Here is a 24349-nt window from a genome sequence, read left to right as displayed (position 1 = left end):
GCAGCGAGACAGGGCCAGAGGCGCTGATCGATGCCTGAAAACTCACTGATTAAACCCGGAGTACACGTTATGCCAATGCCATGCTACTTGAGTATCGAAGGCCAGAACCAAGGCAAGATCGAAGGTTCCAGCACGGTTACCGGTCATGAAGGAAAGATCCTTGTTCAGGCCGTCGAACACCTGATCGATATTCCCAAGAACCCGCAGACCGGCCTGCCTGCCGGCAAGCGTGTCCACCAGGGCATGACCCTGACCAAGGAAATCGATAAGTCTTCTCCAAAGCTGCTGCAAGCCCTGACTTCCGGCGAGCAGCTCAAGTCTGTTGTGTTGGAGTTCTATCGGATCTCGCCTAAAGGCACCGAAGAAAAGTACTACACCATCACCCTGAGCAATGCCGTGCTCGTTTCGGCCCGCACCTGGGTGCCGAACGTGTTGAGCCCTGAGTTCAAGCAAATGGGCCATATGGAAGACATCGGCATCACCTACGAAAAAATCGTCTGGACCTGGGTGCCGGACGGTATCGAAGCCGAAGACTCGTGGTTGGCGCCAAAAGCGTAAGCCAGGCTCGACAGTTCAATGCCGCCCTGGTCCAGGGCGGTGTTCTTGTTATTGCAGAAGGTACACCGCGTTGAGAGAAAAGCGATTGCTGGAGCGCATCACAAGCCTGCAGGCCGAAACCGGTCGCACGCACCTGACCCAGGCTGAAGTGTTGACGCAGTCGATCGTCCAGCATCTGCAACGCATTTTGAATACCCGGCGCGGCAGCGTGCCGATTGACGCCGAGTTTGGCGTACCCGACTTCACCAATCTGGCCGGTTCGTTTGCGACCGGCGAGACCACGCAAATAATCGAGAACATGACGCGCATGATCGCCCGCTACGAGCCTCGCTTGAAATCGCCGCGCATTCTGGTCGCCGAAGGTGCCCAGGAAGTGTTGTCGCTGAGTTTCAGTCTTGAGGGCGTGGTGTCGATCGACGATCGGGACATTCCTATTCACCTGGCAACGCGTGTGTCTTCGGACGGTCGCGTGTCCCTGGCGATGCACTAAGTCATGCTCAACAGCCATTATCAAAGTGAACTCAACCAACTGCGGCGTCTGGCCGATGAGTTTGCCCGCCGCAACCCGGCCCTGGCGCCGCTGCTGGGGGTGGACTCGGCCAATGACCCGGACGTCGAACGCTTGCTCGAAGGCGTGGCGTTTCTTACCGGGATGGTTCGCCAACGGTTGGACGACGAGTTTCCCGAGTTCATTCAAGAGTTGGCGCAGCTGCTCTATCCCCATTACCTGCAACCGTTGCCCTGCCTGACGCTGCTGCAATTTCAGCCGCGCACGGCATTGCAGGAGGTTACGCGTATCGAGCCCGGCTGCGAAATTGCCTCGGTGCCGGTCGATGGCCAGCGCGTGCGCTTTAGCAGTACCGCGGCGGTCGACCTGGAGCCGCTGCAACTGCTCGGCAGCCGCTGGGACGGCGGCGCCGGTGAAGAGCGCAGCCTGGTCCTGGACTTCGCTTTTACCACCGCTGACCCGAATAGCTGGCTGGCCGACAGCCTGCGTTTCTATCTGGGGGATGGCCTGGTCGATGGCTCCAAGTTATTGCGTCTGTTGCAGCTCAACCTGCGCGAGATTCGTATCTCTGCGCAAGAGCAGCCCATGACGGTGTTGCCGGCCAGCCATTTGCGTGGCCTGGGATTCGATGCGAGCAACGCCTTGCTGCCGTTTCCCGATACCGCGCACCCGGCCTATCGGTGCCTGCAGGAATACTTCGCGCTGCCCGAGAAATTCCTGTTTATCGAGCTTCGCGGCTTCAAACAGTGGCGAGCCAGAGGCGCAGACGGGCGCTTCAGCGTGCGCCTGATGTTCGAGAACCTGCCGGACTGGACACCGAACCTGTCGGCCAACAGCTTTTTGCTGGGGGTGACGCCGGCGATCAATCTGTTCGCCCAGGATGCACACCCGCTGCGCATCGACCACAAGCAAGTCGACTATCGCATCCAGCCTGCCGACCATGGTCAGCGCATGAGCATGCGGATTCATTCGGTGCTCAAGGTCAGTGCTTATTCCGCTGGAGGCGGGGAGCGGCTGCTGGAGCCGTTCAATACCTTCTCGCAGCGCGACACCTATAACCTGCGCATCCGCGCCTCGAGCATCGATGCCCAAGGTTATGACCACTATCTGAGCCTGCCCTACAGCGAAGGCAAAGTGCCGGGCGAGATGACCTTGTCCATCGGCTTGCTCTGCACCAATGGCAAGCTGCCAGAAAGCCTGCGCCTGGGGGATTTGAACCAGCCCACCGACAACACGCCGCCCAGGGTCGAATTCAAGAGCATTCGCGGCATTACGCCGTGCCAGCCGCCCAAGTTCGACGACAAGTTGCTGTGGCGCATGCTCTCGCAGCTCAATGCCAACCACTTCCGCCTGGCCGATCGCGACTACCTGCGCGGCCTGCTCGCGCTGTATCTGCCGAGCGTCGGCGAAGGGGCCCAGGATGCCAACCAGCGGCGCATCGATGCCATCGAAAAAGTCACCGTCAGCCACGAGCGGCGTTTTATTCGCGGGTTGCCGATCGAAGGCAGTGTGGTCCGGGTCGAGTGCCGGGGCGACTATTTCCTCAGCCCCGGCAATTTCTACCTGTTCGGCTGTGTGCTGGATGAGTTTTTCGCCGGCTGTACGGCCATCAACAGCTTTACCGCCTTCACGCTGTTCGACAGCGTCAACCACGAGACCTTGAAATGGCCAGCGAAGATCGGGCACCAACGCCTGTTGTGATCGATCCGCTGCTCGATGACGGCGGCGAGTTCGGGTTTTTCCAGGCCTTGCGCCTGTTGCGCCTACGTTTTCCGAGCGAAAAACACTTCGTCGACAACGTGCGGGTCCGGCCGCGGCTGGGGCTCGGGTTTCCGCTGCGGGATATCGAAGGGATCGAGCAGGACGACGACGGTCGCTATCGGATCGAGGCCAACTTCTTCGGGCTGTATGGCGTCACTTCGCCGTTGCCGACGTTTTACACCGAAGACCTGATCGACGAGCAACTGCTGGGCCACTCTGCGGGACGTGACTTTCTCGACATCCTGCATGCCTCGCTCTATCCGTTGCTGTTCCGTGCCTGGGAAAAGCACCGGATCTGGATCGACATTACCGAGCGGCGCGACGTCAAGAGCCTGCGTCAGTTGCAGGCGCTGATCGGCATTGCGGATGCGCGTCCGGAGCAGCGCGATCAATCCACCGATTTGCTGCGGTATGCCGGGTTGTTCAACCAGTACCCGCGCTCGGCCCTGGGGCTGCAGCAGTTGGTCAAGGCGGTACTCAGCGATGTGACGGTGGAAGTCGTGCCGTGTGTCGAGACGCGCCTGCGGATCGACCGCACGGCACGCACTTACCTGGGCATGCAGTGCGGGGTGTTGGGCGAAAACAGCCTGCTCGGTCGTGAAGTCATGGACCGCAGCGGCACCCTGGATATCCGCCTGACGGCACTGAGTACCGAGCGTTTTCACGGGTTATTGCCGGGGCAGGCGCTGTATCAAAAGCTCGAACGCTTGGTGGGATTGTATTTGCAGACGCCGCTACGCAGCCGTCTGGTCATGCGTCTTGCGGCAGATAAGCAGCAGTGCGCTTCGCTGGGCGGCGGCTGGCAGCGGCTGGGCCTGGATACCTGGCTCGGTGACGGAGACACACAGGACGACGTTGTATTCATGCTGACGGCCGAACACGGACCAATGCTCGAAGAGAGGGCTCGCTAGATGATTCAGGTAGAACTCAAACCGCTGTTCGCACGGCTCAATGTGTACAGCACCAAGGCCCTGGAGAACGCGGCGGGCCAGACCCTGGCGCGCGCTCACTACGAGATTTCCCTGGAGCACCTGCTGCGCCAGTTGCTGGAAGATCCGGATGCCGATACGACGCGCATTCTCGTGCGCTTCGAGATCGATCCGATGCGCTTGCGTGCGCTGCTGGATGAGGGCCTGGCGCAGTTGAAAAACGGCAACCCGGGACGTCCGGTGTTCGCTGGCCTGCTCACCGAATGGATTCAGGACGCCTGGCTGATTGCCTCGCTGGTGGTCGGCAGCGGGCGGATTCGCGGAGGTTCGCTGCTGCTGGCGCTGGTATCGCGCCTGGGCTACTACAGCGCTGGCACGCGTTACGGCGAACTGCTCAAGCCGATTTCCACCGATGCCCTGACCGCAGAGTTCGCTCAACTGTTGGGCGGCTCCAGCGAAGGTCCGCTGGACAGCCTGCAGACCGGCGCGGCCTCTGCTTCGTTGGCCGGCGCCGGCGGCAGTGCGCCCGCAGCCGAAGACAATATCGCGCGCTTTTGCGAAGACCTGACCGCCAAGGCAGCGGCGGGGCGCATCGACCCGATTTTCGGGCGCGATGATGAGATTCGCCAGATGATCGACATCCTCGCCCGGCGGCGTAAAAACAACCCCATCGCCGTGGGCGAGCCGGGTGTGGGCAAGTCCGCCGTGGTGGAGGGCCTGGCGTTGTTGATCAGCCAGGACGAAGTCCCCGACTTCCTCAAAAACACACGTTTGCTCAGCCTGGATCTCGGTGCGCTGGAAGCGGGCGCCAGCGTCAAGGGCGAGTTCGAAAACCGCCTGCGTGGCGTCATCGAAGAGATCAAGGCGTCCACCACGCCGGTGATCCTGTTCATCGACGAAGCGCACATGCTGATCGGCGCCGGCGGCGCGGCGGGTGGCTCGGATGCGGCCAACCTGCTCAAACCCGCATTGGCCCGTGGCGAGCTGCGCACCATCGCCGCCACGACCTGGTCGGAGTACAAGAAGTACTTCGAGAAAGACCCGGCCCTGGCGCGTCGTTTCCAACTGGTCAAGCTGGACGAGCCGAGTGTCAAAACCGCAGTGTTGATCCTGCGCGGGCTCAAGGGGCACTACGAAAAAGTCCACGGGGTCAGCGTGCGCGACGACGCCATCGTCGCCGCCGCCGAATTGTCCGATCGCTACATCACCGGGCGCTTGCTGCCGGACAAGGCCGTCGACTTGCTCGACACCGCCAGCGCCCGGGTACGCATCGGCCTGGGCATCAAGCCTGCCGAGTTGGAGCGCATGGAGCGGCAGTTGTCCGGTCTGGCGCGTGAACAGAGCGCGCTGGAGCGCGACCGTGGCAATGGTTTTCCTGTGGAAGACCAGCGCCTGATAGATATCGCCGACGAACAGGCTGAGATTGACGAGCGTCGGGTGGCGCTGGAAGTCCGCTGGCTGGCCGAGCGCGACGCGGCGCTGCGCGTCCTTGAAGCACGCAAGCAACTGACCCTGCAAGCACAGGACCTGCCGGTTCCGGCCGAAGGCGAGGTAGTGCAGGTACTGGCCTCGCTGGAGGAACGTCAGGCCGAGCTGGATCAGGCCCGTGAAACCCTGGCCGCACTGCAAGGCGACGCGCCGTTGCTGTTCACCGAAGTCAGTCCCGATGCGATTGCCCAGGTGGTTTCCGACTGGACCGGCGTGCCGCTGGGCAAAGTGCTGCGCGATGCGGCGGGCGGCGTATTGGCCCTGGCCGACAACCTCAAGACGCGCATTCGCGGTCAGGACACCGCCGTCGAGCAGATCGCGGAAATCCTCAAGGCCGCGCAATCCGGCCTGCGCGATCCGCAACAGCCCTTGGGTGTGTTCCTGCTGGTCGGGCCGTCGGGGGTCGGCAAGACCGAAACCGCTCTGGCTGTGGCCGAACATCTGTTCGGCGGCGAACAGGCGATGATCTCGGTGAACATGAGCGAGTATCAGGAGAAGCACACCGTCAGCCGCTTGGTGGGTTCGCCCGCCGGCTATGTCGGCTTCGGCGAGGGCGGCATGTTGACCGAGGCGGTGCGCAAGCGTCCGTATTCGGTGGTGTTGCTCGATGAAGTGGAAAAAGCCCACCTGGACGTGGTGAACATTTTCTATCAGGTCTTCGACAAGGGCAGCCTGTCCGACGGCGAAGGGCGGCAGATCGATTTCTCCAACACCGTGGTGCTGCTGACCAGCAACCTGGCCACCGAAGAAATCCAGAACCTGTGCGTCGACGGGCGGCCCGACCCGGACACCCTCGCGGAAAAAATCCGCCCGACTCTGTCCCGGCATTTCAAACCGGCGCTGCTGGCGCGCATGACCATCGTGCCGTTCTTCACCCTGGGTGGCGCGCAACTGGCAGGTATCGTGCGCCTCAAGCTGGGCCGGCTCAGCGAGCGTCTGCTGGCGTCGTCGAAAGTCCGTCTGACGTTTGCAGAAGAGGTCGCCGACGCCATCGCCGCGCGCTGCACGGAAGTGGAGAGCGGGGCGCGCAATATCGACTTCATCCTGCGCAAAAGCCTGACGCCGCGTTTGTCTGACGTGTTGCTGGGGGCGATTGCCGATCAGCGGCCGCTGGCTGGGTTGCATGTGGCGGTGGATGCGCGCGGCGAGTGGATCATTACCACGCAAGACGTCGATGCGATCAGGTCTTTACCCGAGCGTGAAGCGCTGCTTGAGCCCCTAGAGTGACCGCTCGTTTACCGACTGAAGAACAAGGATTGATTGATGGCTCTCAATGATCATGCGCTCTGCACTTTCGGCAGCCTGGCACCCTCGCTGCTGCTCGAAACATTATGGGTACAGCAGTGGCAGGGCGAGGAACAGCTCTCTCAGCCCTATCGCTTCGAGGTTCGGCTGGCCACGATCAATCCATTGTTCGACGACGAAGCGCTGCTGGGCAACCGGGCGATATTGACCCTGAGCGATGCGTTGGGGCAGCCGCATCCCTATCAGGGCGTGGTCACGGAGGTGGATTATCTCGACGCCGATTCCTTGTATTACTACTACCGCGTGGTGCTGGAACCGCGCTTCGTGCAGTTGCGGCATTTCCGCTTTTCGGAAATCTGGCTGGACAAAAGTCTGCCGGAGCTGATTCGCGACGTGCTCAAGTTGGCCGACCTGACTGTCGAAGGGCCGGGTATGAACGGTTTGCCCGGTTCGGCGTATGACTTCGATATCCGCCTGCCGCTGGCCGATGATCCGCTGACTCAGGCGACGTTTACCTGCCAGTTCGAAGAAACCAGTTTCGCCTTTATTTCACGTCTTCTTGAATATTTCGGCGTGTATTACTTCTTTGAACAGGGGCCTGACGGCGAGGCGCTGGTGTTCTGTGGCGACCGACTGTACCAGCCGCAACTCCCCAGCCTGCTGACCTATCGCCGCCAAGATTCGGAACTGGATGTAGGCCGGGTCCTGGCGGTGGCGCGGACCTTCGAGCGCAAACTCGTGCGGCAAGCAGCGGGGGTCACGCTCCAGGACTTTTCCGCGAGCAACGCGCAGTTGAAGTTAGAGGTCAATGCTTCGGTGGCAGCTGCCAGTCTTGGCGCAGATGCCTCAACCGCACAACGAGAGGCCGTCTCTGGTTCGTCTGTATTTATCGGCGGACAAGGGTTGTATGGCGAGCACTTCGGTTCGCTCGAACAGGGGCAATGGTTGGCCAATCGCCGCGCCCAGGCCATCGGTTGCCGTCAACGGGAGTTTCATGGCAGCGGTCGAGCCACGGGGTTGCGCGCCGGTTATCCGATGCTGTTAGTCGGCCACCCGCGTCCGCTGTTCAATGCCGGTTATCAGGTGATTGAAGTTCACCACGACGGTTATCAGCCGTTGCCGGGCCTGGGGTCGGAGGGGGAAGGGCCGGGGCAGGGGATCAACACGCGGTTTATCGCCTTGCCCGGCGACGTGCAGTTCCGCGCACCCTGTGTGACACCGCGGCCTTATGTGCAGGGCGTGCTCAGTGCGGTGGTGGATGGTGATGAAGATACCGGTCGGCCGCTGCTCAATGAGCATGGTTGCTACAGGGTGAGTTTCCCGTTCATTCGCGGTGAGAAGAATGCGACGCGTGGTTCGGCCTGGTTGCGTATGGCCACGCTGTCCAGTGGTTCGAGCCACGGCATGAATTTCCCGCTGCTCAAAGGCACGGAAGTGCTGGTTTCGTTCTTGGGCGGCGACCCGGACCGTCCGGTGATCACCGGTAGTGTGCCCAACTCCGAGAATCCCAATGTGGTCACCGGCGAAAACGCGACCCAAAGTGGCTTGAGCACTCCCGGTGGGCATTTGTTTGCGATGGAAGACAGCCCGTCCGGGCCGATGATGAAGATGGGGGCGTCCACCGGTTGTAGTTTTACCTTGGGTGAGGGCGATGTCAGTGGGGCGCATTTGCGCACGGACAAGCATATGCAGCTGGCGTCCAGTTCGTATAAGCATCAGGTGCCAGGTGTTTATTGGCAATCCATAGGGGGAGGGCATGCGCCGGCCCCGGTGGCGGGGACGAGCTCTTCAGAGAGTTTGATGGGTGCCAACTTTAAAGATCGGCTTGCCACTCCCGCAAGTAGCAGCAAGCTTGCCTCCGCGCCAAGCACAACAAATAGCGCATCAGAGAAAAGCGGATTTGATAATTTCAAAGACGCAATAACCAACCCAAAACTGAGCACAAAATTAGACGTTACAACTTCAATGCTTCAATTGAAGGGTGACGTAAATATAGCCAGCGGAAGTCTCTCTCTCTACGGGGTTGGCGTGTCAGTGAAACTTGGATTGGTTTCGCTTTCGGCTGACTACAGTCTGTATAAGAAAAGCGTTGGCAACAGTGCCTGGGAGTATCATAAGGCGAGTATTAAAAATTCAGAATATCTGAAAGGAATGCATATAGTTCGAGCGTCCAACTCAAAGATGGAGTTGAAGAATACAGATATTTACTGCCATGAAAATGTAACTTCATATGAGATCAAGCTGGGTGGGAATAGCATACTTATCAATGCGGCAGGGATTGTCATAAAGTCGGACAAGATTATACATCTTGAAGGCCAGGTGCATGTTACTGGTGATGTTCTTGTGGATGGGGACTTAGAAGTTTGCGGTAACGCCTTTTTTAATAAGTTCATGAGAGTCAGCGGCACTATAGTGGGTGCAACGATCACGTCGGATCAAGTACAGGAATTTCCGTGTTTTGAACTAGCCCCCAGCCCCAGCCTGTTAAGTCTGAAGCTAGCATCACGCCCAAGTCTTGCTGCGGTGAAAGTGGCCGCGGGCGGAGCCAATGCGGTTGTAAACGGCGCCGTTGACCTGCTTGATGGCGCCGCCGATGCGGTCGCGGCAGCGGGCGATGCTGCTGCGCCGCCCGCTGCCGCGCCGTGATACGGAAAAAAAGAGGCGTAAGTTTCCTATTCGGAGAGTCCGATGCAGCTCAAATGTGAACAGGCCAGCCTTTTATTGCTCGCCAATGCCAAACCACTGGACCTTCATTGCGTGGTCGTCACCCTGGGTCTGCTGGTGGACGCTGAAGATCAGGTAATGGCCGCTGGGGAAACTTGGGCCTGGTTAACCGAGCGACTTGGCAAGCAGATGCTTGATCGGGGTTTAAAGAAAAGTCGAGGCACATTTGCCGTACAGGGTAAGGCTTATCCGTTGACCGATGTGCAACGGGGTGGCATGGCGGTGCGGGTGCGTCTGGGGGATATGGAAAAAACATTGCATGTACTCGCGCCGCGGCAATGGCGCAAAGGGCCTCTGGGTTGGACGTCCGTTGTGAGCGGTCAACTGGATAACCTGCCGTTGGACTTTGAAAGCGCTTATGGCGGTAATAAGTGGCCAGATAATCCGACAGGCAAAGGCCATTATCCGGAGGTGGACGCCGCGCAAGGAATGCCGTTGGCACAACTGGAAGTGGCGAATGCCACAGTTGTTGACCCCGATGATCGGCCAGCCCTGGCGAGTTTTTTGCCATTGCCAGTACAAAGTGCTGAGCGCCGCCAGTATATGGGCACCCTTGACGAGCATTGGACTGCTTATCGCGCCCCATTCTTACCGACGGATACTGATGCGCGCTGGTTCGATGAAGTGGCGCAGGACCAATGCAACGCCGGTTTTTGGCGTGGCGACGAAGCCTGGTCGATCTCAGGCATGCACCCTACCGAGGCCAGGGTCGCCGGGCGATTGCCGGGCCTGCGGCCACGGCTGTTTATTGAGCGTGCGGATAAGCGTGTACCCGTTACCGAAATGTCGATGGACCTGGATACGGTATGGCTGTTCCCTGATGCGCAAAGTGCTCTTCTGCTGTACCGCGTCGAAGTACCGGTACTCGATATAGATGCGCAAGATATCGTCAAATTGGCTATGGCCCTCGAGCGAGCGGGTGATCCGGTGCTGGACGCGCAAGTCTGGATTGAGCGGCTTTGGCCACGCCCTCCCGTCGAGTCGGTCAAGGTTGCGCCTGTCGAACCAACCCCGTTCGACTCCGGGCCGATAATCGCCAGTTTGCAGGCCGTTGCGGATGCGCAATATGCAGAGTTAAGCGCAACTCATGAGCAGTGCATGCAATACGCTCAGATGATGGCGACTCGCATGAACCTGCCTTTCAACCCCACCGATTACCCACCGTCAGCGAAAACGGACTTTACGGTTCTGATGCGCGAACCGATGCGCCCCCTCAAGCCCTTTGACCCCGAGGCATTGGCGCTGGAAATTGATTCGGAAATCGCCAAGGCTAAGGCCCAAGGCATGGAGTATGCCCAGCAGATGATGACCCGGCTGGGCATAGATGCAGAGCAAGCGTTGGCGCGTGCTAAACAGCCAGCACCGAAGGTCGATATCATGGACATGCTTGAGCGCCTGGAGCTGCCTCCAGACCAGCAGGCGCAAGCCAAGGAAAAACTGACTGCCGCCATAGCAGAGTCTCAAGCCGTGGAAGGTGAGATAGACCGTGTTTTAAGCGTCATGAACAAAGCGCTGGCGGCTGATCGAATCCAATTCGCCCCCATTCTCCCGCTTCCTGAATACTGCAGTCTGACCCGTGAGCGGCTGCTGGCATTGCACGCGGCAGGTAAGACGCTGCAAGACCTCAGTTTGGAGAGCCTTGATCTTTGCGAAATCGATCTGAGCAGCGCTGACCTGAGAAATACCACTTTTGTGAGTTGCAAGCTCAATGGCACTCGACTGCAGAACGCCGATCTGAGCCACTGTCAGTTCATCGACTGCGACTTGGGTGCTTCGGATCTGAGCAAGGCGCGCTTGCAGGACGCAATGTTTCATAGGGTTCTATGCCAAGGCGCTTCGTTCTGCGGCACCAGCTTGATCGATATCCGCGCTCAGAACTGTGATTTCTCCGCTGCTGATTTCACCGAAGCCAACCTGCAACAAGCCCAACTCAACGAATGCAGCCTCGACAAGGCTCAACTGAGCAACGCCAATCTAAGCAAACTACGCCTCAATAAGTGCGACCTGAGCGGCGCACGACTCACCGACAGCAACCTGCACAAAGCCAAGCTCTACGACTGCACACTGGACGCGACGGACATGCGCCGCGCCAACCTCAGCAAAGCCGATTTCGCCAAGGTGGTGGGCCGCGACCTGGACTTGCGCGAGTGCAACCTGCAGAACCTGCGCCTGGCCGCTCACTGCGTTTTGCCGGGTGTGCGCCTGGACGATGCCGACCTGACCGCTGCCAGTTTTCAAGACGCCGATCTGAATCACGCCAGCCTGCGCGGCGCACGGCTTAACGACGCGCTGCTGAGCGGTTGCGACCTGAGTGATTCCGACGGTGTCGGAATGGTCGCGCAAGGTGCCTACCTGTCGGGATGTGACTTGAGTCGCGCTGATTGGTCTGGCGCCAACCTGCTTAACGGCCGCTTGCGCAAGGTATGCCTGGAGCAGGCCAATCTCAGTGGCAGCAACTTGCATGGCTTGGCCAGTGACGCTGTACACGGCAGCGGTGTGCGCCTGGAGCAGGCATTGATGACGCGTTGCCGACTCAAGGAGAGCCTGACTCATGCTTGAGGTATTAAGTGCCGAGCGTCTAAGGGCATTGCTGGCGGATTGGCAGCCCTTGCGCGCGTTGAATCTGGCTGGGGGCGACTATCGCGGTGTCGATTTGAGCAACGCGCGCCTGGAACAAGTGGATGCGCGTGGCGCGCAATTCAATGGCGCCATGCTGACCCAAAGCCACTGGAAAGACTGCCGCCTGGACGGCGCTGATTTTTCCGAGAGCACTGCGGACTCGTTGTACATGAACGAGTGTTCATTGCAGGGCGCATTGTTCACGAATGTGCGTTGGAACAAGACCAGCTGGGCGCAATGCCACGGCGAGGATCTGGATCTGTCGGGCGCGCAGCTACAGGCGTTTACGCTCGCGGAGTGCCGCGTACCGCGTATCAGGCTGGCAGCCGCCCAGTTGAGCAAATCCCAATGGAACCGCTGCGATCTGACGGGCCTTGATGCCCAGTCGGCGCATTTTGCGAAGGCACGGTTGATCGATTGCCAACTCGATCAGGCGCGCTTCGGTCTGGCGTCGTTGCAGCAGTGTGCCTTCGATGAATCGTCGTTGAGCGGGGCCGATTTTCATGCCGTGCAGGCCGAGGGCGCGTCGTTCTACCGCAGCAAGGGAACCGCGCCGATGTTTGCCGGTGCCCATCTCAAGGGCGCTCTGTTCAATGCCAGCCATTTTGACTCGGTCGATTTCAGTGATGCCGTTCTGGAGATGGCCATCCTGATCGACGCCCAGATGCCAGGCGCGCGCTTTGACCGCGCCCTGTTGCGTTATGCCGATTGCACCGCGTTGCTTGCGCCACGCGCCTCGTTCGTCGCCGCCGACGTGACCGGCATGAATGCCCATGCCGCTGATTTCACCCAGGCCGACTGGCAGCAGAGCAACCCCCAGGCCATCCAGCCCGTAGATACCGAACGCCTCGCCGCCGAGCAATGGCAGCCTGCCTCTTTAGGAAAATCGAGATGAATGAAGCCCCGCAATATTGCGCTGCCGCTGCTCAATTGCGGCATGCACAGGTCAACGCACTGGATGGCGAGCGTTTCGGCGTGGTCAGCAGCGATGGCCGCCGCTATTGGCTAAAACCCGCATTCGGTTGCCTGGTGCGTCCGGCAGTGGGGGACAAGGTGTTGGTCAGCCTGGACGCGCAAGGCGGTTACATCCTTAGCGTGCTGGAACGCGCCATCGCTCAACCGGCGCGTATGCATCTGGAGGGTGACCTGCATTTGAGCCTGCCCGCCGGCGCGCTGAGCATTCAGGCCCGCGACGGCGTGAGCCTTGACGCCGGTATCGCATTACGGGTGTGCGCCGAGCAGGGCAGTGTGCAGATGCAGCGTGCCCATCTGACTGTCGGCACCCTGGCCATGAGTGGCGAGCATCTTCAGAACCACTGGGTCGAGCGCCACGACAGCAGTGTTTATCACCGCGAAAAGGCCGTGCGCCACGAGGCGGATTTTGCTGACAGCCGCCGTCGCGTCGAAGGCCATGAAGAACTTCATTCCGGCTCTTTGCGCCAGCGCGTGCGCGATGACTGGAGCGTGCAGGCCGACACGCTGGACCTGAATGCACAACGTAGCGTTGCCATTGATGGCGACAGCATCAAGCTGGGGTGAGATCGATTATGTATATGCTCAATAACGGCGGTGCGATGGCGCTGTCCACGGTGCCCGATATCTGCAAGACGCCCGTTCCGCCCGCCGGGCCAGTGCCATTGCCTTATCCCAACGCTGCCGATACCAGTGCCGCGGACCCGGGTGGGTTGGTGATGGACGTGCTGGTGGACGGCATGCCAGCGATGAATATGTCGAGCAAGGTGTTGATGACCAGTGGCGATGAAGCTGGGGTGGCCGGTGGCGTCACCAGCGGCAAGGTCAAGGGTGAAATGATCTTCATCGATGGCAGCACCAAAGTGATGGTCGCCGGTAAGCCCGCCGTGCGTGTCACCTGCCAGACCATGCACAACGCCAATAACACCATGGGGACGGTTTCGCAGCCGAGCCAGACTGCTGTGCTGGTGATGGCGTGAGCAGCGCGGGGCGTGCGCCCTCCATCAAGTTTTCCATGGGCGGACTGGCCCTGTGCATCCTGCTCGCCGCCTGCAGCAGCCAGGACCTCACCCCCGAGCAAAAGGCCCTCACTGCGCTCAAATGGGACTACACCGAAAACGCCATCGAGCTGAGCTTCACCGCCGATAACGACCTCAATCAGTACGACGGCCAGGCGCATAACCTGTTGGTGGTGGTCACGCAGTTCGATCAGATCAGTGCGTTTTCCGCCTACACCGGCAGTTCCCAGCAACTGAGCAGCCTGCTGCTGATGAACAGTGCGCCGCCCGGGATGATCGGGCTGACGCGGCTGTTTATCGAGCCGGGCCAGACCCGCCAGTTGAGCCTGCCGCGACTGGAGGGCGCGAAGATGGTCGGTATCGCCGCCGGTTACGCGCACCTGGACCCGACGCGCAGCGTCAAGCTCTATCAGATCGGCGTCGACGTGACGTCGACAGGGTTTTTCAGCAAGACCTGGACCGCCACCCCGCGCCCCATCGCCATTGACCTGCTCGTCGGGCCCGATGCGCTGTTGCGTGGCAAGGAGAGTCGCCTGGCGTTGCCCAAGCCGGTGCAGCCCCGAGAGGGTGAGGTGCGCCTGCCCGGCGCACAGGACTGAGCTGCTTGCCGTGAGCGTTGCAGTGGCCACGCTTTTTCAATTTTTTGCCTGAAACCGAGCCCTATGAATATCGATCAGTTGTTGTATTGGCACCAGGGCTTGTTCCTCCAGCCTCAGCATTTTCAACAGAACGATGCGCGTATCGAGCATCGTCTGACCCGGACCACAGAGTTGAACCATCCGTACCCGTGGGGTTTGATCTCGCTGAAGATCAATGAGCCCGCGCTGGTTGCCAAACAGTGCCTGCTGGAGCAATTGTCGGTGCGCTTCGCCGAAGGCACGCTGGCTGAATATCCGGGCAATGCGATGCTGGAGTCGCGCACCCTTGACCTCGGCGAATTCAGTGGCGGCCGCACGCTGTTTGTGGGGCTACGCCGCTTGCTGCCAGGCGACGCCAACGCGCAAGTGTTCGAGACGTTGTCTGCCGGGGCCCGGGCGGAAGCACGCTTTATCGTGGCGGCCGACCCGGAAGTGATCGGTGACCGTCTCGGCGATTCCCCGGAAGCGCGGGTGCGGCCCATGTCCTATGTGTTGCGGCTGTTCTGGGACGATGAGCTGGAGCATCTGAGCGCCTACGAGCTGCTGCCGATTGCACGGCTTGAGCTGGACGGTGATCGCCTCCGGCCGGCCCAACGCTACGTGCCGCCGTCGGTCAATCTGGCGGCATCGCCGATGCTCCTGCAAACCTTGCGCGAAGTCCGCGACGAACTGGTCGGCCGGGCGCGGCAGTTGTCGGTGTACAAGCAGCCGGGGGAGTCGCGGCGGGGCGATCTCGACGCGGCCCAGGTCAACCACCTGATGGCCCTGGCGGTACTGAATCGCTATGGCCCGTTGCTGACGCATTTGCTGGAAACCCCGCAGGTGTCGCCATGGCAGCTTTACGGCACCCTGCGCCAACTTGTTGGTGAGTTGAGTCTGTTTTCCGATGTCTGCGACATGCTCGGCGAAACCCCGGATGGCCGTCTGTTGGTGCCGGCCTACAAGCATGAGGACGCGGGCGCGGCGACGATTGCACTGGTGGCCCTGATCGGCCAGCAGCTCAATGAGATCAGCATCGGCTCAGAGTTGCTGGTCCACCTGCAACTGCAGGAAGGGTTTTATCAGGCCCCATTGCCGGACGCGTTTTTCGGCGCGCGGCATCGTTACTATCTGGTGGCGCGCAGTCTGGTCGATCCGGTGTGGCTGGCCGAGTGCCTGCCGTTGGATGGCAAGCTGGGAGCTCTCAGCGTCATGCAAGGCCTGGTCAACCGCGCGTTGCCCGGGGTTGAGTTGATCTATCTGCAGGTTCCGCCCCAGGGCTTGCCGCGGGTGGCCGGCGCGTTGTACTTCCGCCTGGAAACGCTGAGCGAGGGTTGGGAAACGCTGCAGCAGGAGCGTCAGGCGGCGTTCTTCCTGCCCCAGCCGCCGGCTGACCTGAGTATCGACCTGGTGGTGGTTCGCACATGATCAATCCCCGCCTGGCTGACTGCTGGATGTCGAGTTTCGAGGCTGCCAAGCGCGGCTTCGTTGATCCGGCACAGTCCTATGAGACGCTTGCGCCGGCGCTCATCGTGCTGCTCGATGGCGCCGCCAATCGGGCCCGCGAGCTGCACTTTGCCGAAGCCGAAGTGCGCGAGGCGCTGTTCGCGGTGGTCGCCTGGATCGACGAAGCGGCCATGTCCGGCGAATGGCCCGGGGCGGCCGAATGGCGGCGGGCGCCGTTGCAGCGCCACTATTTTTCCACCAGTCGGGCCGGTGTCGAGTTCTTCCAACGCCTGGAGGCTTTGCCCGAGGCGGCGGTCGGTGCCCGCGAGGTCTTCGGCCTGGCCTTGCTCGGCGGTTTCCAGGGGCGTTACGCGACCCGCCCGGGTGGTGAACTGATGCAATACCGTCGGCTTTGCCTGGAGCGGATCATTCTCGATCGGCAGATGGTGCCGCTGGACGCCAACAGCCATCTCTTCGAACAACCCGAGGACCACCTGCCAACGCGCCTGCGTGTGGTGCGCCGGGGCTTGCCCGGTCTTTCGCTGCTGTTGCTGATCGGGGTGCCGTTGATTCTGTTGACCGTGCTTTACATCAGTTTCGATCTCTCGCTGGGTCGACAAGTCAGCCAATTGCTGGAGATGCGCTGATGTTGAAGAAAGCAGGGGTGTTGTTGCTCTGGGTGCTGCTGCTGGCGTGCATCGTGCTATTGCTCTGGGGCCTGGCGCTCTACAAAAGCTGGCCATTGTGGTACGTGCCGCTGATTTGCATCGTGACGCTGTTGGTGGTTTTTTGCCTGCGCGGGGTCGGGCGACGCTGGTATGCCTGGCGCTTGCGTCGCCGGATGAACAGCGAGTTGCCCCAGAGTCGTCGCGTTGAAGCGCCGGCGCTTGATCAGGACTGGAACAGCGGCGTGCAGATGTTGCGCCAGTCGCGCCTGAGTCGATTGGGTTCACCGTTGTATGTGCTGCCCTGGTTCCTGACGCTGGGCGAGAGTGGCAGCGGCACCCGGCGGTTGCTGGGCAATAGCGGGCTGACCTCGGCCTTGCGTTCGACCCGCGGTGGAAAGCCGGCGGCCTCGACTGGCACTCTGGATTGGTGGTTCCTTGAGCGTGGCGTGATCATTGACCCCGCCGGCCGCATGGCGGAGGGCAACAGCGACGCCGGCCCGGAATGGCGACGGTTGCTGTACTGGCTGTTGCGTTCGCGGCGCCGCGAACCCCTCAACGGTGTACTGCTGGTGATCGACTGCCAGCGCTTGTTGAGCGACTCCGATGCGCGCCTGGCCGAGCAGGGACACAATCTGCGCCGCCGCCTGGATGATCTGGTGAAGGTCTTTGGTGCCCGTCTGCCGGTGTATTTCATCATTACCGGTGCCGAAGCCTTGCCGGGTTTCACCCAGTGGGCTTGCGCTCTCACGCCGCCACAACGCGAGCAACCGTTTGGCCTGCTCAGCCAACAGCGCACGGGGGCGGCGCAGGTGTTTCTCGAAGAGATGTTCAGCGGGCTCGGCCAGCGTCTGTTCGACCTGCGCATCGAGTTGGGCGTGCGTGGCCTGCCGGATGAAGAAGCTTTCAGCCTGCCGGAGCGCATCGTTGAACTGCGCTCGCGTCTCCAGCATCTGCTGTTACCCGCGTTTGACGCCAACCCCTACAGCGAGTTGCCGCTGCTCTGCGGGCTGTTCCTGACCGCGCAAGGGCAAGAGGCAGACGGCACAAGCGAAGGCTGGTTCAGTCATGAGTTGCTGGGCAGGCTTTTGCCTGCGCAACGCCACGCCTATCAACCCATCGATAGCTGGCATCGCTGGCGCAGGCTGTTGGTCCACGCCGCAGTCATCGGCTGGCTGGGGCTGTGTATCGGCTTTGGCGCGTTGCTGGTGTATGCCGACCACCACACTCAAGCCGTGCTCACCGACGCGCTGGACGAGCCGCCAGCGGCCGAGGACTTCAACGGTGGGCTGGAGAGCGATCTGGATGCGCTGCGTCGGTTTCGCCAAGCGTTGATCAGCTTATCTGACCAGCAGCAGGGCGGATGGCATGGTTTGCTGCCGTTCTCACGCCATATCGAACAGGTCCAGGAGCACTACCGCTCTGACTACGTGAGGTTGTTCGACAGCGAAATACGCACGCCGGTATTCGATGGTTTCATTTCGCAGAACCTGCGCGGCGCGTTGAACAGCGGCGATCCACGGCTGATTGCCGCTTATGCCGAATTCCTCGTGCGCCGGATCAACCTGCTCGATGCCCGCCTGAATAACCAGTCGATGGATAACTTGCCGCTGCCGGGTTCCGAGGTGGGTTTCCTGAACTTGACCTACGGTTCCAAGGAAGCAACCAGCGCCGGGCAACTGGTCACCCTGGGGAGCAGCTATCGCTCCTATCTGGAGTGGCAAACCGATATGGCGCAGATGCAGGGCCAACGCGCCGCCTTGCTGGGCCAGCTGGAGAGCATGGGGCTTGAAGGACGCCCCCTGACGTGGCTGAAAGCCTGGGCGGAACTGCAGGGCAATCTGCAACCGATCCGGCTGACGGAATACTGGAGCGATAGCGATAACCCGGGGTTGAGTCTTTCCGGTGCCTATACGTTGCAAGGGCACAGCGCGATTTTTGCGTTCATGGATGAACTCGGCCTCGCCAGCCGTGACAGCGCGTTGTGGAAGACACAGCGGGTGAAATTCCTCGATCAGTACCAAAGCGATACCCAGGACGCCTGGTATCGGTTTATCCAGGGCAGCCTGCTCAGTGCACAGACACGCTTGAAGACGCGCAGTGACTGGCAATTGGCCCTGAGTGTGGTCGGTACGCCCAATGATCCGTTCCTGAAGCTGTTGCATCGCAGTGCCGAACGGTTTGCCTTGATCCCGCCCGAGCAGCGGGCACCTTGGGCGAGCCGCGCGGTGTCGCTCGATCGTTTGCTTGAACTGGCCAGTAACAACGATCTGCATGCCGAAGCGGGGGCGCTGGGCAGTCTGAAAATCACCAATGCCCTGGGCGGCGATATGCTCAAGGGCGTGGCCAGTGGCGGTTCGATCGAGAGTGGCGTCAACGGCTTGCGCGACGAGTTGACCCAAGCCCGTGCCTTGGCCAGGTTCCAGCAGTTGATGAAGGGTGTGGTGGCCGATCTGCAGAAAAGCGATGCACAAGCGTTCCAGGTGGCCGTGGAGACTTGGGGCTTCGGCGCCGATCCTTCGGTGAAGTCCGCACCGCTCTGGGAAGCCGACAGCGTGCGCAGCGCCTTGATCCAGGCGCTGAAGGGACCGGACCCGCGTGAAGATGCGGTCTGGGCGTTGGCCACCGGTCAGTTGGATTTCTCCTCGCATTACGCCGCCGAAGTGGCGGCCTGCCGCCTGCAAGGCGACTGGAGCGGGCAGCTGCTCAGCTCGATCCAGGGCGTGCAGGACCCGGTCATGCTCAACGAGCTGCTGTACGGCGAGCGCGGTCAACTGCCGGCCTTTATGAGCGGAGCGGTGAAAACCTTCGTGCAACGCGATGTGCAGCGCTACAGCGGACGGGAGGCGCTGGGTGTGCAAATTCCGCTGACCGGTGCGTTCTACGCCTATGTCAGCCGCATGCAGCATGCGCGCAATGATCTGCTCGGTGCCGAGCGACAGAGTCAGGCCCAGCAGGCCACGGAGCAGCAAAGCCGACAGGCACTGGAAGCCGAGCAAAAAGGCCTTGTGGCGCAACGGGCGGAGCTCAAGCAGAGCATCGCCATACTGCAGGCCACCGCGGCGGTGGTGGAACTGTCCGCCGCGCCGTCGCAGGTCAACCTCGGTGCCCGTTCGCTGCCCCAGCAGACGCGCCTGACGCTGCAATGCAGTGGCCGTTCGACGGTACTGGACAACTTCAACTTCCCCACCAGCGCCAGCTTCGTCTGGGCGCCGGGGGCCTGTGCCGATGTCGCCCTGGAGATCAGCTTCGCCAACTTCAAGCTGACCCGGCACTGGACCGGAGACCGCGCGTTCGTGGACTTCCTGCGGCTGTTCAACGGTGGGCAACACACCTTCAGCGCCGACGATTTCCCCGGCCAGCGCAATTTGATGGGCAGTGAGAATCTCATCGGCATCCAACTGACGTACCGCCAGGAAGGCGAACAGGTGTTGCTGGACAAGTACGACCAGGCCGACCAAATGCAGCGCGAGGCCAATCTCATCGATGCACGCTTGAGTGCCACCGCCGAACAGTTGGCGGCGATGGATACCCAGGCCGCCGCGACGAATGTGCGACTGGCTGCCCTCGGTTCACCGGTCGAACAGGGGGTCGCGAGTATTCAACCGCCGACCCAGATTGCCTGGTGCTGGACGCCCCGGCCCGTGGTAACGGGGCTGTCGGCAGGTGAAGGGCTGCGCTTGGATCTTGGCACCTATGGCAACGAGACGCGCTTGAAGAACCTTGAGGAACAGCTGCGTATCCTCGGCTTGACCAGCCGGCGCGAAGCCACGCAGGCGATAACGGGTGACAAGGTGACGCGGTTGCTGGTGGTGGCGCTGCGTGACGACGCGGCTGCGCAACGGGCGATCCGCGATATTGTGCGCAAAATGGGCGTGGCCGCCACGCTCGACAGTGCCGCCGCCAGTAAGGTCGACCTGTGATGAAGGGGTGGCGCGCGTCACTGGCGCTGCGCATTACCTGTGTGTTGGCGCTGGTGCTGGCGTTGAGTTGGTGCGTGGCCGCCGGGCTTAGCGCCTGGCGCACATATGAACAGCTGCAAGGCAAGGCGCTGGACGATCTCAGCCAGCGCCTGGCGCTGCTCTCCAGTGTCGACAATGACGATTTTCGCGATGCGGAGGAGGGCGCCAGACGACTCATGTCACGCTGGAACGGCGGCGCGGTAAACGAGTTCGGCAGCAATATTTTCCAGCGCAGCACCCTGCATTGGGTGCTCAACCCGCCCGGGCAGGGCGCCACGGACACTGCCGCCGCCACTGAGTGGTTGGCCCGCGCCGCTTCCGCAGCCGAAGCATTCGGCACGGCCGGCCAGGCAATGACCGTCGATACGTTTTTCTATTTTCCCGACGCGGGGGCGGCTTTTTCCACGCAAGTCGATATTCCTTCGGGCTTCGCCCAGGCCCGGGCGACCCATTTGCGGGCGCTGTTCGAGGGGCTGCCGGCAGGTGGGCCCGAGGTTGTGTGGGACGGCCCCTATTACGAGCCGTTGCTGGGCCGCCAGTTGATCAGCGTTGCGATGGTCGCCCGGGATGCATCGGGCAAGCCATTGTTCATGACCGGCTATGAACTGAAGCTGGATGAGCGATTGGCCCGTATCGGGCAGCTGCTCAATGGCTATCCCAGCCTGTTGCTGGATGCACAGGGTCAGCGCATTGCCGACCTTTCCGGCAATACGCTGGAGGCGGTTTCCCACGACAGGCTCAAGCAGCTGATCGCGGATTTGCCTGCCGCAGTCGGCTTCCCGCAGATCGGCCGCTTCGACGCCGACACGCCGATGATCGTCGCTCACCTGCCGCAACCGGATTGGTATCTGTTGACGCTGTATCCGCAAGCGCAACTGCGCGCCGGCGCGTTGGGCCTGATTCTTGCCGAGGTACCTTTTGCGATTGTCGGCTTTATCCTGCTGGCCCTTGGTTTGCTCTGGGTGTTGCATCGCGAATTGGCGCAGCCGCTGGCCCGGTTTGCGCGGGAAATCGAAGAGACCGCTCGCGGCGACGACCTGTCGCGTCGTTTGCCAGAGGCACGCACCGATGAGCTGGGACGCTTCGCCAGGGCGTACAACCGCTTGCTCGATGCATTGCAGGCCGAGCAGGCCGGGCTGGAGCACCTGGTGGAGGTCCGCACCCAGGAACTACAGGGCGCCCGGGATATGGCCAACCAGGCCAACCAACTCAAGGGGCAGTTCCTGGCCAATATGAGTCACGAGATCCGTACCCCGATGAACGCGGTCATCGGCATGAATCACTTGCTGGCGGATACGTTGCTCACGGCGCAACAACAACATTTTGTCACGGCCATCCGTGAGCACTCCGAAGCCTTGCTGGCGCTGATCAGCGACATCCTGGACTTTTCCAAAATCGAATCGGGCAACTTGAATATCGAGCAGGTCGAGTTCGATCTGACCGAAGTGCTGGAAGATGTCACCGAACTGTTGGCGCCGCGCGCAGCGGAAAAGGGCCTGCGCATGATCTGCCATATCGCCACCGATGTACCGGGGCAGGTGATCGGCGATCCGTGGCGACTGCGGCAGATTCTGCTCAATCTGCTGAGTAACGCGGTCAAGTTCACGGCCAGCGGCTCGATTCGCCTGCTGGTCTGGCGGGGGGATGGCGACCTGCTCGGATTTCAGGTGATCGATACCGGCATCGGTATCGCGCCATCCGCACAGCGCTCGGTGTTTGAGGCGTTTTTGCAGGCCGATGCCTCCACCACCCGAAACTACGGCGGTACCGGGTTGGGCTTGTCCATCAGCCAGCGTCTGGCCGGCTTGATGGGCGGCGGTATCGCGTTGCACAGCCAACCGGAAGTGGGTTCGACCTTTGCACTGACCTTGCCCTTGCCGCAGTGCCCGGCGCGCGCGGCCGACGCCCCGAGGTTGTGGGGGCTGCGGACCCTGGTGGTGGATGAGCACGCCGATGAGCGCGGGGCATTGATGGAGATGCTCGGCCAGTGGCAGATGCTGTGCCAGGAAGCGGCGTCTGCCGAAGAAGCACTGAGCCTGATGCACGAGCAGGCGCAATTGGGTGTCCGGTTCGACTTGGTATTGGTCAATTGGCGCCTGCCCAGGGTCGATGGTGTCGAGTTCGCCGACCTGTGCCGTGCAGCCCCGGCGTTGGCAACCGCGCGTATCGTGCTGATGGCCTCGCAGGTCGAATCACTGCCGTCCGCCGACGAACTGCGTGCCCATGGCCTGGCTGCGTGCGTTGTCAGGCCGCTGCGTCGCCAGCATTTCTATCGCACCTTGTGCGAGGTGCAGAGCGGCGCAACGCCGACGCTCTGCGAAACAGCCTCGCCGCTGCGCAGCCTGGAGCGGCATGACGTCAGCCTGGATGTCCTGGTGGTCGATGACATCGCCACCAATCGCGAGATTACGCAGTTGTTCCTGGAGCGTTTCGGCCATCGCGTCGCTCATGCCCGCGACGGTGTCGAGGCCCTGGAATTACTCGGGCGGAAGATCTTCGATGCGGTCTTGATGGACGGGCAAATGCCGCGAATGGATGGCATGGAGGCGGTTCGTCAATTGCGTTCGGGGCAGCGCCCAGTGCTGGATGAGGATGTTTACGTCATCGCCTTGACCGCCAATGCCATGAGCGGTGACCGGGAACGTTTCATCGAAGCCGGCGCCAATGACTATCTCGCCAAGCCCGTGCTACCGACGCAGCTGTTCGATGCGATCACGCAGGTGATTGCGCGCCAGCAGGCACGCGGGATGGAGTTGCGCAGCGTAGAGCCCACTGCACCGAGACTGGCACGGACCGTGCCGCCGCTGACGCCTCTCCAGGAACAAGATCCACTCCGCGCACCTCGTCTGCAACGCTTGTTCGTGGCGGACTGCCAGGCCTTGCTGGTTCGGCTCAAGGAGGCGGTCGCGCAGGTCGATCACGCCGAAGCTGCGCGTATCGCCCATAGCCTCAAGGGAAGTGCCGGGCAGTTCGCTGAAGCAGCGTTGGAGGCGTCGGCTGCGTTGATGGAACGGGCCGCCGCTGACGCGGATACCGCCACGATGGTCGCTGCGCTGTTGCAACTGGAAATGCATGGTCTGACCCTGGCTGCGCGTCAGCCCGGCCCCTCTGAAAAAACTGGAAACCCTGACGATGCCTGAGTGCCGTTTACTGCTGGTGGATGACCACGCGATGATTCGCGAAGGGTTATGTGCGCTGCTGGCCGATGTGCCTGAGCTGAGCGTGGCTGGCGAGGCCGAAGACGGTCAGCAAGCCGTCGCCATGTGCCGCGCCTTGCAACCCGATCTGGTGTTGATGGACCTGAATATGCCGTTGCTCGATGGCGTCTCGGCCCTGACCCTGATCGCCAGGCGCTGGCCGGCCATCCTGATCATCGCCCTGACTTCCACGGTCTCCGAGCATAACGCCGCGCTGGCGCTGGAGGCCGGCGCGGTCGGCTATGTGCTCAAGCGAAGCCGCCGGGAGGATTTGCTCCAGGCGATCGCCCAGGTGCGCGCGGGGAGAATCTATATCGATGCCGGTCTCGATGCGGCTCAAGTCATGGCACTACGCGGCGCTGCACACACGGCCAGCGGTGTCGGCCTGACCGGGCGAGAACGCCAGGTCTTGAAGCTGGTCGCCGAAGGCGCACGTAATCGCGACGTTGCCGAGATCTTGTGTATCGGCCTCAAAACCGTAGAGACTCATCGGCTCAACCTGATGAAGAAACTGGACGCACACAACGCTGCCGATATGACCCAGTGGGCTTATCGGCTAGGTCTGCTTGGAGAGGATCAATAACCGGCGTTGTGCTCTTGCTCAGTGGTCGCGGGCCGATGGGGTAGGGTGGGGCAGGC

General features: G+C 61.4%; 16 protein-coding genes. All 16 read left to right on the top strand.

Going from position 1 to position 24349, the window contains the following annotated elements; translation table 11 throughout:
• Positions 1-69: 69 nt before the first annotated feature.
• Positions 70-558, top strand: a complete 489-nt coding sequence (locus NR164_RS02335) for an Hcp family type VI secretion system effector (protein ID WP_017849099.1) — start codon at positions 70-72, stop codon at positions 556-558.
• Positions 559-628: 70 nt separating this feature from the next.
• Positions 629-1048 (top strand): type VI secretion system baseplate subunit TssE, encoded by a 420-nt coding sequence (gene tssE, locus NR164_RS02330; protein WP_226926231.1) that lies wholly within the window; start codon positions 629-631, stop codon positions 1046-1048.
• Positions 1049-1051: 3 nt separating this feature from the next.
• Entirely contained in the window at positions 1052-2767 is a 1716-nt protein-coding gene (tssF, locus tag NR164_RS02325; RefSeq protein WP_104903192.1) for a type VI secretion system baseplate subunit TssF, read from the top strand.
• Positions 2731-3738, top strand: a complete 1008-nt coding sequence (gene tssG, locus NR164_RS02320; protein ID WP_079443810.1) for a type VI secretion system baseplate subunit TssG — start codon at positions 2731-2733, stop codon at positions 3736-3738. The genes tssF and tssG overlap by 37 nt, the downstream gene beginning before the upstream one ends.
• Positions 3739-6471: a type VI secretion system ATPase TssH gene (gene tssH / locus NR164_RS02315; RefSeq protein WP_256822226.1), complete on the top strand. Its 2733-nt coding sequence runs from the start codon at positions 3739-3741 to the stop codon at positions 6469-6471.
• A 36-nt stretch (positions 6472-6507) separates the two neighbouring features.
• Entirely contained in the window at positions 6508-9135 is a 2628-nt protein-coding gene (locus NR164_RS02310) for a type VI secretion system Vgr family protein (protein ID WP_256822225.1), read from the top strand.
• Between the two features lie 42 nt (positions 9136-9177).
• Positions 9178-11772 (top strand): pentapeptide repeat-containing protein, encoded by a 2595-nt coding sequence (locus tag NR164_RS02305; protein WP_256822224.1) that lies wholly within the window; start codon positions 9178-9180, stop codon positions 11770-11772.
• Entirely contained in the window at positions 11765-12727 is a 963-nt protein-coding gene (locus NR164_RS02300; RefSeq protein WP_256822223.1) for a pentapeptide repeat-containing protein, read from the top strand. The genes NR164_RS02305 and NR164_RS02300 overlap by 8 nt, the downstream gene beginning before the upstream one ends.
• Positions 12724-13371: a DUF3540 domain-containing protein gene (locus NR164_RS02295; protein ID WP_198864345.1), complete on the top strand. Its 648-nt coding sequence runs from the start codon at positions 12724-12726 to the stop codon at positions 13369-13371. The genes NR164_RS02300 and NR164_RS02295 overlap by 4 nt, the downstream gene beginning before the upstream one ends.
• A gap of 8 nt (positions 13372-13379) precedes the next feature.
• The gene (locus NR164_RS02290; RefSeq protein WP_026140301.1) at positions 13380-13784 is read left to right on the top strand and encodes a DUF4150 domain-containing protein; all 405 of its coding nucleotides are present in this window, start codon (positions 13380-13382) and stop codon (positions 13782-13784) included.
• Positions 13785-13819: 35 nt separating this feature from the next.
• Positions 13820-14422, top strand: coding sequence for a type VI secretion system lipoprotein TssJ (tssJ, locus tag NR164_RS02285; protein WP_032804928.1), 603 nt, complete (start codon positions 13820-13822; stop codon positions 14420-14422).
• A 63-nt stretch (positions 14423-14485) separates the two neighbouring features.
• Positions 14486-15868 carry a type VI secretion system baseplate subunit TssK gene (gene tssK / locus NR164_RS02280; RefSeq protein WP_256822222.1) on the top strand — a complete coding sequence of 461 codons (1383 nt, stop codon included), beginning with the start codon at positions 14486-14488 and terminating at the stop codon, positions 15866-15868.
• Positions 15865-16533: a DotU family type IV/VI secretion system protein gene (locus NR164_RS02275; protein ID WP_128191425.1), complete on the top strand. Its 669-nt coding sequence runs from the start codon at positions 15865-15867 to the stop codon at positions 16531-16533. The genes tssK and NR164_RS02275 overlap by 4 nt, the downstream gene beginning before the upstream one ends.
• The gene (locus NR164_RS02270) at positions 16533-20474 is read left to right on the top strand and encodes a type VI secretion protein IcmF/TssM N-terminal domain-containing protein (protein WP_256822221.1); all 3942 of its coding nucleotides are present in this window, start codon (positions 16533-16535) and stop codon (positions 20472-20474) included. The genes NR164_RS02275 and NR164_RS02270 overlap by 1 nt, the downstream gene beginning before the upstream one ends.
• A complete protein-coding gene (locus NR164_RS02265) occupies positions 20474-23653 on the top strand; it encodes a response regulator (RefSeq protein ID WP_256822220.1) in 3180 nt (1059 codons plus the stop codon). The genes NR164_RS02270 and NR164_RS02265 overlap by 1 nt, the downstream gene beginning before the upstream one ends.
• A complete protein-coding gene (locus NR164_RS02260; protein WP_169864612.1) occupies positions 23646-24293 on the top strand; it encodes a response regulator in 648 nt (215 codons plus the stop codon). Before NR164_RS02265 ends, NR164_RS02260 begins: the two co-directional genes overlap by 8 nt.
• Positions 24294-24349 lie beyond the last annotated feature (56 nt).

Source organism: Pseudomonas sp. Pse79 (assembly GCF_024519615.1).
Taxonomy (GTDB): Bacteria; Pseudomonadota; Gammaproteobacteria; order Pseudomonadales; family Pseudomonadaceae; genus Aquipseudomonas; species Aquipseudomonas veronii.
This window is presented reverse-complemented; position numbering and strand designations above follow the sequence as displayed.

Excerpts from the sequence above, each read along its gene's own strand:
- NR164_RS02300 (WP_256822223.1), top strand. The coding sequence starts at position 11,765 with ATGCTTGAGGTATTAAGTGCCGAGCGTCTAAGGGCATTGCTGGCGGAT.
- NR164_RS02265 (WP_256822220.1), top strand. The coding sequence starts at position 20,474 with ATGAAGGGGTGGCGCGCGTCACTGGCGCTGCGCATTACCTGTGTGTTG.
- tssG (WP_079443810.1), top strand. The coding sequence starts at position 2,731 with ATGGCCAGCGAAGATCGGGCACCAACGCCTGTTGTGATCGATCCGCTG.
- NR164_RS02295 (WP_198864345.1), top strand. The coding sequence starts at position 12,724 with ATGAATGAAGCCCCGCAATATTGCGCTGCCGCTGCTCAATTGCGGCAT.
- tssJ (WP_032804928.1), top strand. The coding sequence starts at position 13,820 with ATGGGCGGACTGGCCCTGTGCATCCTGCTCGCCGCCTGCAGCAGCCAG.
- NR164_RS02290 (WP_026140301.1), top strand. The coding sequence starts at position 13,380 with ATGTATATGCTCAATAACGGCGGTGCGATGGCGCTGTCCACGGTGCCC.
- tssH (WP_256822226.1), top strand. The coding sequence starts at position 3,739 with ATGATTCAGGTAGAACTCAAACCGCTGTTCGCACGGCTCAATGTGTAC.
- NR164_RS02335 (WP_017849099.1), top strand. The coding sequence starts at position 70 with ATGCCAATGCCATGCTACTTGAGTATCGAAGGCCAGAACCAAGGCAAG.
- NR164_RS02310 (WP_256822225.1), top strand. The coding sequence starts at position 6,508 with ATGGCTCTCAATGATCATGCGCTCTGCACTTTCGGCAGCCTGGCACCC.
- tssF (WP_104903192.1), top strand. The coding sequence starts at position 1,052 with ATGCTCAACAGCCATTATCAAAGTGAACTCAACCAACTGCGGCGTCTG.
- NR164_RS02275 (WP_128191425.1), top strand. The coding sequence starts at position 15,865 with ATGATCAATCCCCGCCTGGCTGACTGCTGGATGTCGAGTTTCGAGGCT.
- NR164_RS02270 (WP_256822221.1), top strand. The coding sequence starts at position 16,533 with ATGTTGAAGAAAGCAGGGGTGTTGTTGCTCTGGGTGCTGCTGCTGGCG.
- NR164_RS02305 (WP_256822224.1), top strand. The coding sequence starts at position 9,178 with ATGCAGCTCAAATGTGAACAGGCCAGCCTTTTATTGCTCGCCAATGCC.
- NR164_RS02260 (WP_169864612.1), top strand. The coding sequence starts at position 23,646 with ATGCCTGAGTGCCGTTTACTGCTGGTGGATGACCACGCGATGATTCGC.
- tssK (WP_256822222.1), top strand. The coding sequence starts at position 14,486 with ATGAATATCGATCAGTTGTTGTATTGGCACCAGGGCTTGTTCCTCCAG.